General features: G+C 27.6%; 9 protein-coding genes. 5 read left to right on the top strand and 4 right to left on the bottom strand.

Annotation, left to right across the window (positions count from 1 at the left end; genetic code table 11):
* Together Q0V09_RS03890 and Q0V09_RS03885 are read left to right on the top strand one after the other, a co-directional pair.
* Positions 1-938 (top strand): branched-chain amino acid transport system II carrier protein (locus tag Q0V09_RS03890; RefSeq protein WP_297487243.1); only part of this gene is annotated, 938 nt, incomplete at its 5' end.
* A gap of 102 nt (positions 939-1,040) precedes the next feature.
* Positions 1,041-1,802: a formate/nitrite transporter family protein gene (locus tag Q0V09_RS03885; RefSeq protein WP_297487241.1), complete on the top strand. Its 762-nt coding sequence runs from the start codon at positions 1,041-1,043 to the stop codon at positions 1,800-1,802.
* Positions 1,803-1,842: 40 nt separating this feature from the next.
* Here the strand turns inward: Q0V09_RS03885 and Q0V09_RS03880 are convergent, their stop codons facing one another.
* From Q0V09_RS03880 to Q0V09_RS03865, 4 genes are read right to left on the bottom strand one after another with little or no spacing between them, the layout of a single operon-like run.
* Positions 1,843-2,613 carry an SDR family NAD(P)-dependent oxidoreductase gene (locus Q0V09_RS03880; RefSeq protein ID WP_297406820.1) on the bottom strand — a complete coding sequence of 257 codons (771 nt, stop codon included), beginning with the start codon at positions 2,611-2,613 and terminating at the stop codon, positions 1,843-1,845.
* A 9-nt stretch (positions 2,614-2,622) separates the two neighbouring features.
* The gene (locus Q0V09_RS03875; RefSeq protein WP_297406821.1) at positions 2,623-3,141 is read right to left on the bottom strand and encodes a shikimate kinase; all 519 of its coding nucleotides are present in this window, start codon (positions 3,139-3,141) and stop codon (positions 2,623-2,625) included.
* Positions 3,142-3,146: 5 nt separating this feature from the next.
* Entirely contained in the window at positions 3,147-3,476 is a 330-nt protein-coding gene (locus tag Q0V09_RS03870) for a DUF1904 domain-containing protein (protein ID WP_297406823.1), read from the bottom strand.
* A 1-nt stretch (position 3,477) separates the two neighbouring features.
* Complete coding sequence (locus tag Q0V09_RS03865) at positions 3,478-6,240, bottom strand: pitrilysin family protein (protein WP_297487239.1); 2,763 nt, start codon at positions 6,238-6,240, stop codon at positions 3,478-3,480.
* A gap of 134 nt (positions 6,241-6,374) precedes the next feature.
* Here Q0V09_RS03865 and Q0V09_RS03860 point away from each other — a divergent pair, with 134 nt between their 5' ends.
* From Q0V09_RS03860 to typA, 3 genes are all read left to right on the top strand, one after another.
* Complete coding sequence (locus Q0V09_RS03860; protein WP_297487236.1) at positions 6,375-7,967, top strand: putative glycoside hydrolase; 1,593 nt, start codon at positions 6,375-6,377, stop codon at positions 7,965-7,967.
* 68 nt (positions 7,968-8,035) lie between these two features.
* A complete protein-coding gene (gene truB, locus Q0V09_RS03855; protein ID WP_297487234.1) occupies positions 8,036-8,893 on the top strand; it encodes a tRNA pseudouridine(55) synthase TruB in 858 nt (285 codons plus the stop codon).
* 23 nt (positions 8,894-8,916) lie between these two features.
* Positions 8,917-10,737 (top strand): translational GTPase TypA, encoded by a 1,821-nt coding sequence (gene typA / locus Q0V09_RS03850; protein WP_297405915.1) that lies wholly within the window; start codon positions 8,917-8,919, stop codon positions 10,735-10,737.
* Positions 10,738-10,921 lie beyond the last annotated feature (184 nt).

The raw sequence follows: 10,921 nt of genomic DNA, 5'->3' as shown, positions 1-10,921 counted from the left end.
TATTAACAACAAAAGAAAGTATATTAATAGCAGGAGTTAGTTCTATTATTTTCTTTGGTGTTACACTATTTTTAGTTTTAAATGAATCGAGTATAACAGATATTCTTGGGAAATTTTTAACGCCAATAATTTTAGTTATTTTAGCATTGATAACAGTAATTGGACTAGTAAATCCATTGGGGAAAGCTGTGTTGTCAACTGTAAAAGGTAGTCAGTTTTCTTATGGATTTATAAATGGATATCAAACTATGGATGCTTTAGCTTCTGTTTTATTTGGAGTCGTTATTATAAAGGGATTAGAAAGTAAAGGAATTTCAGGAGAAAAAGATCAAAAGAAATTCTTAACAGGTGCAGGGGTAATATCATCAATAGGTTTAGGAGTAATCTATTTTAGTTTGATATTTTTAGGATCACAAATTAGTGGGATAAAAAATTTATCAACAGCGCAAACAGCTTTAACATTAGCTGAATATACTCTTGGAAGTGGTGGGAAAATAGCTTTTGGTGTTTGCGTTGCTGCTGCTTGTTTAACAACTTCAGTTGGATTAACAGCTTTGGTAAGTGATTGGTTCTCAAAACTGTTAGGAGTATCATATAAAATGGTAGCAATTATAACTTGTACATTTTCAGCACTATTATCAGTGGGAGGATTAGATTATATAATTGGGTTAGCAGTTCCAGTATTAGTAGTTCTTTATCCAATAACAATAGTTTTAATTTTATTAAATATTTTTGGAGTTCAAGAAAAAAGTGTATTTAAATTTACAGTTTTTTTAACTTTAATTACTAGTATTTTGGAAGTTTTAAAAGTTGACTTATCCTTCATACCTTTAGCAAAATATGGGTTTGCTTGGATTGCACCTGCAGTGTTTGGTTTTTTACTAGGAAAAACAGCAGACGTAAATAGTAAAAAAACACTAAAACAGAACACAAAATAAAAAAGACCCCTTTAAATTCAAATTTGGAAATAAAAAACTTGAAAAACTTAAAACATAGGAGTATAATTTATAACCATATGAATTGAAAATGGGAGGAACAAAGTGAAGGCTTATTTAACAAACAAAGAAACAACAGAGGAAGTGTTAACTCTAGGTGAAAACAAAGGGCATTATTCATTTCAAAAAACTATGATTTTAGGTTTTATGGGTGGAATTTATATTGCACTTTCAGCATTAGGAAATTTAATTGCTAACTACACTATTGGTGGAGGAGCAGGTAAATTTGTTGGATCAGTAGTATTTCCAACTGGATTAATGTTAGTTGTTTTAGTAGGAGGATCTCTATTTACAGGAGATTGTTTAGGATTATTAGCTTTAAGTAAAGATAAAGTAGATAAAGGTACATATGTAAAGAATTTATGTGCTGTATGGATAGGGAATCTTATTGGATCAGTATTTTTAGCATATGTAACATATATTGGTGGAAGTTACTCAGATGCAGGATTTACAAAATTTGTAGTGGGAGTAGCACAACATAAAGTTCATTTAGGATTTGTAGAGGCAATTGCAAGTGGATTCTTATGTAACGTTTTAGTTGCAATTGGAGTTTGGTTTGCTTTAGCATCAAAAGATATATCAGGAAAGATATTAGCAATATGGTTCCCAATAATGTTATTTATATTAGCTGGATTCCAACATATTGTTGCTAACATGTATTACGTAAGTATGGGTAAAATATTATCTCCAGAAAGTTATACAATAGCACAAATGGGTGTTCATTTTGCTGCTGTAACAATTGGAAACTTCTTATCAGGAGCGGTATTTTTACCATTAATATATAAAAAATTATATATAAAAGACTAGTAATATAGAGATTAAAAAAAGAGAGCTTAGCTCTCTTTTTTTAATCTCTATGAACAGTTCTACCATCTGCTTGTTTATTTGGAGTTAAAGCAATTTCAGTAAGTTGAACATTTTCAGGTAAAGTAGTTGTATAAACAATAACATCAGCAACATCAGCTGGAGTTAAAGCATCAATACCTTTATATGTATTCTTGGCTTTTTTTGCATCCCCTTTAAAACGTGTATTACTAAAATTAGTTTCAACAAGTCCAGGTTTAATATTTGTAACTTTAATATTAGTGTCAACTAAATCAATTCTTAATCCATCAGAGAAAGCTTTAGTAGCAGCCTTAGTAGCGCAATAAATTGCTCCACCAGCATAAGCAGCATCTCCAGCAACTGATCCTAGATTAATAATATGACCACTATTCTTTTTTAACATTAGAGGAACTACAGCACTAGTAACATAAAGCATTCCTTTAACATTTGTATCAACAACTGTATCAATATCAGTTGGTGTTGCTAAATACACTTTATCCATTCCTAAAGCAAGTCCAGCATTATTGATTAGAATATCAATATTTTTTAAAGAGTCTGGTAAACTGCTCACTGCAGTTTCTACACTTAGGCTGTTTCTAACATCCATTACAATTGAGTAAACTTTAATTCCGTATTTTCTAACTAGCTCTTCTTTAAGAGCATCAAGTAATTCACTATTTCTCGCAGTCAAAATAAGAGTGGCACCTTTTTCAGCATAAGAAAAAGCACAGCTTCTACCAATTCCCTTTGTTGCTCCTGTAATGAAAACTATCTTACCAAATAATCTGTTCATAGAAACCTCCTAACTTGAAATATAAGCATTTTTTATTTTTTCAACACTATCGTAAATATTAGTGGTTGAATTAATTTTTATAGAAAAATCTGAAGAAATCTCATATAAAAGTTGTCTTTTTTCGTGTAAGTTTGTAATATGTTCTAATAAATTATTGCTATTTAATAATAACGGTCGATGCTTACTTCTTTTAACTCTTTCATAAATTGTTTCAATATCACAATCTAAGAAAACAACAAATGAGGAGTTTTTTAAATTTTTTATATTAACATTATCAATAATAGCTCCACCTCCAGTGGAGATAACAATATTATTATCAGCAGATTCCTCTTCAATTATGGATCTTTCTAAATCTCTAAAATAAGCTTCCCCAAACTCTTCGAAGATTTCAGGAATAGTTTTTTTAACTTTACATGAGATAGCTCTATCAATATCAATAAACTTCATATCTAAACTTTTAGCGAGAACTTTACCAACTGTTGTTTTACCACTACCCATAAAGCCAATAAGTGCAATATTATATTTCATAGTGCTTAAAAGTGCTCTCCATTGTCATAGTAATCATTTCCTTTTAAATTATAGAAAATAACTGTTGTATCATTATCATTAGTAAGTTTTTTACAAAATTTTGTAATTAATTTAGCTACTTCATTTTTAACTTCTTGACCTCTATCAAACCAAGCTACATCTACAAAAATATAACCAGGTACTATTTGTCCATCAAAAATATATTCAGTTTCAGTATGTTCAATAGTAAACCAAGTTCTATCACATTTAATTAATGAAGTTAATCCATCTATAAGTTCTTTGCTGTTTTCAATAAGGATTTCTTTGTCTATTCCTCTGAATTTTAAATGTGGCATATTAACCCTCCTTTTTAGGTAATAAAATTACCTCAACATAATTTTTTTTGTCTATTGATTTTTGTGAAAAATTAACAATAGATTTATAATCTACAATATTATTATACAGCATAGGTGAGTAAAATTCATAGTCAGATATTAAATTTTTTTTATTTAAGTAATTAAGCCATAAATCATTTGTTTTTAATGCTGTTTCAAAGTTTAATCGATAGTTTTCTTTAATATCTTTTATCTTTTCATTTTTAAATTTCCCTTTTTGCAAACTATTAATTGTTTTAAAAACTTCTTTAATAGTAGTTTTTATATTTTTAGGATTTGTACTAAAATATATTTGTAAATAATTTTCACCGTAATTTAACTTATCAATATTTGCAAAAGTAGATATAGAATAAACTTCTCCATTTTTTTCTCTGATATTTTCAAGTAAAAGAGTATTTAATACATTTGCAGTTGCTTTATAAAGAACAGTATTCTCTTTAGTAACCTTACCATGGTATGGAAGGGTAATTATAACAGTGGACTTTTTATCAATCCCTTGAATAATCTCTTTTTTTATAATATTTTTAGGATATTGAATATTTAGATTTTTTAAGGAAAAATCATTATTTTTAGTTGGTAAGTTTGCAAAATTATTTTCTAAAATAGTTTTGACATCTTCTTCATTAAGAGATCCAACAATAGAGATTTTATAGTTATTAAAATTAATCATGTTATCATATATATTTTTTATATTATTTAAAGAAACCAAAGATAGATCTTTTAAAGTTAAAGATTTTCTTCTAGGATTATTTGAATTTAATGAAGTTAAATATGTTTCTTTAAAATTATACATAGGTGAGTTATTTTGATTTTTTATTAACTCTTTATAGTTTTCTAATGTTGAATTTAAAATTTCATTGGAAAAATTCTGTTTATAAATACTGTTTTCAAAATAATTTAAAGCTTCTGAAAGATTTTCTTTATCGCTGGTAATAGTAAAACCTTGAGAATAGTCTGAAATAAAAGGTGTTACTGAGAAATTTTTTCCTTTAAAATAACTATTTAGATTTTTATAACCTATATTTGAAACACCAGAGTTAGAAACAATGTTTGTTAAAAATAATGAATTAATATATGTATTAAAATTATAATTAGAACTACCTTGATATTTAGTTAAATCAATAAATATTTTGTCTTTATCAAAGGCAGTTTTTTTATATAGAACTTGAAGTCCGTTTGACAATATAAATTTAGAGTAATCTTTGTAATGTGTTTCAGAAATAATATTTCCCTTAGAAAGATTTAAGTTTTTTAAAGCATTTGTTTTAGAGTTAATATTAATTTTAATAGAGTTATCAGCTAAAACTTGAGAAATAGTGTTTTCAATTTCTTTTTTATTTGGAAGTGAAGCATTATTTTCAGGACTAGTAATAAGAATATCGTAGTTACGATTAATAATATTTTTAGCTTCATTTTTAATATCTATATCTGTTATAGACTTTAATATTTTAGAAGATATTTTATAATCATCTTTAATAGTTAAAAAAGTATTATTTTCAAGGATTTGATCTCTAATAGAATTTAAATAAGTGCTGTTAGAAATACTATCTCTATTATTATAAGCAAATTTTGCATTATTAATTTCATTTTTAATTTCTCCATTAAGTTCAGAAGAATGGATACCATTGAGAGAAATATCTTTTAAATTTTCAAAAATTATTTTAGTTGTATTAAGCGTATTATTATTTTTAATTAAAGCAGAAACCCCATGTACACCAGTATTTGTATTTAAATTAAAATTATACATTGAAGAATAGATAAATGGAGAATCTTTATTTAAAGAGATATTATTAAGTCTACTATTAATAATAGAATCTAATAAATTTGTTACTATTAATTTTTTATAATTTTCAATTGAATTAACTGGAGATGTTTTATATTTCCAAGTAATATCTAATTTAGTTTTAGTAATTTCAGGGTCTGTAAAGACTGTGATACTATTTTTACTAGCAATTGGAATTTGGTAATTTTTCTTTGACAAATTATCTGTATTTTCAAGTGTTTTGAATGTTTTTTTTATAAAAGGAATAATCTCGTGAGGATTAAAATCTCCTACAATAACTATTGCCATATTTTTAGGTTGATAATTTTTCAAATAAAATTTTTCTAAATTTTCTTTTGTTGCTGTTTCTATTATTTTTGTTTTACCAATAGGAAATCTTTTAGAGTAAAATGAGTCTCCAAAAAGGATTTTTTGTTGAATATCCCCTATTCTTTTTGCTATTCCCTGTCTTAAACGCCACTCTTCTAAAATAATGTTTTTTTCATCATTTATGTCTTTTTGATTTAAAGTGATATTTGCACTCCATTCTTTTAAAACGTCTAGAGCAATTTTTAAATCAGGAATAGAGCTAGGAACTTTAAGTTCATAAACTGTTTCATTGAAACTTGTATAAGCATTTAAATCTCCTCCGAACTTTAGACCTAGTGATTGCAAATATTTAACTAATTCATTTTTTTTATATTTTTTAGTACCATTAAATGCCATATGTTCTAAAAAATGTGCTAATCCTTGTTGAGTGTCATTTTCTGCTAGAGAACCTCTACTTACAATTAAATTTAAAGATGCTCTTTGTTCTGGTTTTTTATTTTTTAAAATATAGTACTTTAAGCCATTATCTAATTTTCCAGATATTAAATCTGAAGATGGTATTAAATTTTCAGAAAAACTTAAAGAAAATATAGTAATAAAACAAAAGAAGTATAAAATATTTTTCTTTAGCATGAAATCCTCCTTAAAGTTTGATAAATTTATGTTTATAGTAACATTTTATTTCTTTCAAAGAAAGAATTATTTGGTAGATTTTTTTGGATAAAATTGATAGAATATAATGAAGTAATGATAAAATGGAGGTTAAAGTGAGAGTAAAGGATAAAAGAAAATTTGTAAGATTTTTAGTACTACTGGCAATATTTATAGTAACTATATCTTGTGGTGTAAAAAAGATGATGGCAAAGCCAGAAGCTCCTCAAATGATAAAAGAGGAGATAAAGGTAGATATGTTATCAAAAAATAAAACACCTTTACCATTAGAAGATACAAGTTTAAAAAAAAAACCTTTAACTGTTGAAAAGGAAACTAAAGAAGAAGAAGCAAAAGAAAAAGTGATTCAGGAAGTTTCAGAAAAAATAGAAAAAGAAAAGAAAGTGACCTCTTTAGTTGGAGAGTATAAATTTATAAAAAATAATGCTCTATATGTTTATAATGATGCTCTACAAAATAAACGAATTGATATATTAAGAAAAGGAACAAGAATAAAAATAACAGAAGAAAAAACTATAACTAGAGATAATAAGAAAAAAACTGTAGTTAAAATAAAATATAAAAAAGATTTAAAAGAGAGAATAGGATGGGTTTCTAAAGTAAGTTTTGCAGATTCTTTAGATCAAGTATTGCCTAAAAAATGGGGGCATATTGATTTTGAAAATACATATATACCTCAGAATTATCAAAATAATCCAAGAGTTGACGTTAAGGGAGTTTACTTAAATATATATAGCATTGGAAGTGAAAGAAAATTAGCAAAATTAATAAAATTAGCTAATGAAACAGAAATAAATGCTTTTGTTATTGATGTAAAAGATGACAATGGAACATTAGCATTTAATATGGATATTCCTAAAAAATTTGGAATACCAAATCAAAAATCATATCCAGTAAAAGATATTAATAAATTTATGGAATTAATGAAAAAAAATAATATTTATACAATAGCAAGAATAGTATCTTTTAAAGATCCTAAATATGCAAAATATAATCCAGAAAAAGCCATTATAACAAGAGCAACAGGAAAACCATATACAAATTCTGATGGTATAATTTGGGTATCTGCACACGATAGGAATTTATGGGAATATAATATTGATGTAGCAAAAGCAGCAGGAAAAGCTGGATTTAATGAGATTCAATTTGATTATGTTAGATTTCCTGCTTCAAATGGAGGAAAGCTAGATGTTAAATTAAACTATAGAAATACTGAAAATGAATCTAAACCAGAAACGATTCAAAAATATTTAAGAAAAGCAAAAGAAGAGTTAGCTCCATTGCATGTATATACGTCAGCAGATGTATATGGTCAAGTTGGAACATTTAGTGATGATATGGGATTAGGTCAACATTGGGAAAGTGTAAGTCAAGTGGTAGATTATATATCGCCAATGATGTATCCAAGTCATTATGGAAAAGGTGCTTATGGAGTAAAAATTCCTGATGCACAACCATATAAAATAATTTATCACTCTGTAAGAGATTCTGTAAATCGTAATGAGAATATAGATAATCCAGCTATTATAAGACCTTGGTTACAAGCATTTACAGCAACTTGGGTGAAGGGATATATAAGATATAATGAAAAAGAGATAAGAGAGCAGATAAAAGCAATGAATGATATGGGTGTAAAAGAATATCTTTTATGGAGTCCAAGTAACAATTATAAGATGACGGCAAAGTAAAAAAAATTGTTTAAAAAAAGTATAGTGTATGATATAATGTCATTTGAACTAATTAAGGAGAAAAGACAGTGGAAGGTATAATAGTTATTGATAAACCAAAAGGTATAACTTCCTTTGATGTTATAAGAGTTTTAAGAAGAACTCTTAGAGAGAGAAGAATAGGACATACTGGAACATTAGATCCCTTAGCTACAGGTATTTTAGTTATATGTGTTGGAAGAGCAACGAAGTTAGCTCAAGATATAGAGGGATATGGAAAAGAATATATTGCAGATTTTGAATTGGGATATAAAACAGATACTTATGATATAGAGGGAAAGGTAGTAGATACAGTTTCAGATATTAATGTTTCAAGAGAAGAATTAGTGGAAGCATTAAGTAAGTATAAAGGTGATATAAAACAAGTACCACCAATGTATTCGGCAATTAAAGTTGATGGAAAGAAACTTTATGAATTAGCTAGAGAAGGTATAGAAATAGAAAGAAAATCAAGAGATGTAACAATATCATCTTTAGAATTATTAGATTATTCTAATAAAAAAGTTAAAATAGATTGTGAAGTTTCTAAGGGAACTTATATAAGAAGTTTAATTTATGATATTGGTGAGGATTTAAAGACATTTGCAACAATGACAGATTTAAGAAGAACTAGAGTTGGAGAAGAGACTTTAGATAGGTCATATACATTGGAAACTATAGAACAAATGGTGGAAAATAAAGAACTTAGTTTCTTAATATCTGTGGAAGATTATTTTCAATTTACTAAAATTGAAATACCTGATGAAAAAAGTTTAAAATTGTATGTAAATGGACAAAGATCAAAAGTGGATGTTACTTCAGGTAAATATAGAGTTTATAATTCAGGTAAATTTATTGGACTTGGAGAAGTAACAAATGGATTATTAAAAGGATACAAGTATTATTAATATGTTAAATAGAGAGGAAAAATATGAAAATTAAAAACATTGCAATTATTGCACACGTTGACCATGGAAAAACTACATTGGTTGACTGTCTGTTAAGACAATCAGGAGTATTCGGTGCTCACGAACTTGAAAGAGGAGTATCAGAAAGAGTAATGGACTCTAATGATATTGAAAGAGAAAGAGGGATCACAATATTTTCTAAAAATGCATCAGTAAAATATGGAGATTATAAAATAAACATTATAGATACTCCAGGCCATGCGGATTTTGGAGGAGAAGTTCAGAGAATCATGAAAATGGTTGACTGTGTTGTATTATTAGTAGATGCTTTTGAAGGACCAATGCCTCAAACAAAATATGTATTAAAGAAAGCTTTAGAGCAAGGACATAGACCAATAGTTGTTGTAAATAAAGTAGATAGACCAATGGCAAGACCTGAAGAGGTTTTATATATGGTTTATGATTTATTCATAGAGTTAAATGCTAATGATTTACAGCTTGAATTCCCAGTAGTATACGCATCTGGAAAAGGTGGATTTGCTAAGAAAGAGATGGCGGATCCAAGTGAAAACATGAAGCCATTATTTGATGTTATTTTAGATCATGTAGAAGATCCTGAAGGAGATAACGATAAGCCAGCTCAATTCTTAATAACTAATATAGAGTATGATAACTATGTTGGAAAATTAGCAGTAGGAAGATTATATAACGGAACATTAAAGAGAAATCAAGATGTTATGTTAATAAAAAGAGATGGAAAGCAAGTAAGAAGTAAAATATCTGTAATGTATGGATATGAAGGATTAAAAAGAGTAGAAATTCAAGAAGCATACGCAGGAGATATATTCTCAGTTGCAGGACTTGATAATATAGATATTGGAGAAACTATTGCTGATTTCAACGATCCAATTGCATTACCAGTTATAGATATAGATGAGCCAACTCTTGCTATGACATTTATGGTAAATGATTCTCCATTTGTTGGAAAAGATGGAAAGTTTATAACTTCTAGACACATATGGGATAGATTACAAAAAGAACTTCAAACAAACGTAAGTATGAGAGTAGAAGCAACAGAATCTGCAGACGCTTTCGTAGTAAAAGGAAGAGGAGAACTTCAACTTTCTATATTACTTGAGAATATGAGAAGAGAAGGATTTGAAATTCAAGTTTCAAAACCAAGAGTTCTATTTAAAGATATAGATGGTCAAAAGTATGAGCCAATTGAATTAGCTATGGTTGACGTTGATGAAGCGTTTGTTGGAGTAGTTATTGAAAAAATGGGTATCAGAAAAGGTGAAATGATAACAATGAATCCTGGAACTGATGGATATACAAGACTTGAGTTTAAAGTACCTGCTAGAGGATTAATTGGATTTAGAAATGAATTCTTAACTGATACAAAAGGAACAGGAATTTTAAATCATTCATTCTACGATTTTGAATTATACAGAGGACCAATCCCTACAAGAGCAAAAGGAGTTTTAATCTCTTTAGAGCAAGGAACAACAATAGCTTATGCTTTAGGTGGATTACAAGATAGAGGAGTTCTATTTACAGATCCAGGTGTAGCTGTTTATGAAGGAATGGTAGTTGGAGAACATAATAGAGATAATGACTTAATAGTAAACGTATGTAAAGCTAAGAAATTAACTAATATGAGAGCTTCAGGAAGTGATGATTCTATTAAATTAGCAACACCTAGAAGATATACACTTGAGCAAGCATTAGATTATATTGCTGATGATGAGTTAGTCGAAATAACTCCATTAAACATTAGAATTAGAAAAAAAGATTTAAAAGAGCATGATAGAAAGAAAACTGCTAATGCTAAACTTAAATAATTAAAAGAGGTAGATCTATGAAAAATATAATAGCATTTCTATTTATTTTATTAATGATTACTGGTTGTAGCTCTTCAAAAATAAGAGTGTATGAACCAGGAGAAGTTGCATCAGCTATTGTAGTTGACAATGTTTATACATTTAATAAAGCAATAAAAAATGGGTTTGACATAGATTATCACTT

The sequence above is a fragment of the uncultured Cetobacterium sp. genome, assembly GCF_947039425.1.
In the GTDB taxonomy this organism is placed as follows: Bacteria; Fusobacteriota; Fusobacteriia; order Fusobacteriales; family Fusobacteriaceae; genus Cetobacterium_A.
Note: the sequence above shows the minus strand (reverse complement) of the source record. Positions and strands in the feature narration are given on the sequence as shown.

Bases quoted from the DNA above. Each gene is read 5' to 3' on its own strand.
- Q0V09_RS03880 (WP_297406820.1), bottom strand. From the start codon at position 2,613: ATGAACAGATTATTTGGTAAGATAGTTTTCATTACAGGAGCAACAAAG.
- Q0V09_RS03875 (WP_297406821.1), bottom strand. From the start codon at position 3,141: ATGAAATATAATATTGCACTTATTGGCTTTATGGGTAGTGGTAAAACA.
- Q0V09_RS03870 (WP_297406823.1), bottom strand. From the start codon at position 3,476: ATGCCACATTTAAAATTCAGAGGAATAGACAAAGAAATCCTTATTGAA.
- Q0V09_RS03865 (WP_297487239.1), bottom strand. From the start codon at position 6,240: ATGCTAAAGAAAAATATTTTATACTTCTTTTGTTTTATTACTATATTT.
- typA (WP_297405915.1), top strand. From the start codon at position 8,917: ATGAAAATTAAAAACATTGCAATTATTGCACACGTTGACCATGGAAAA.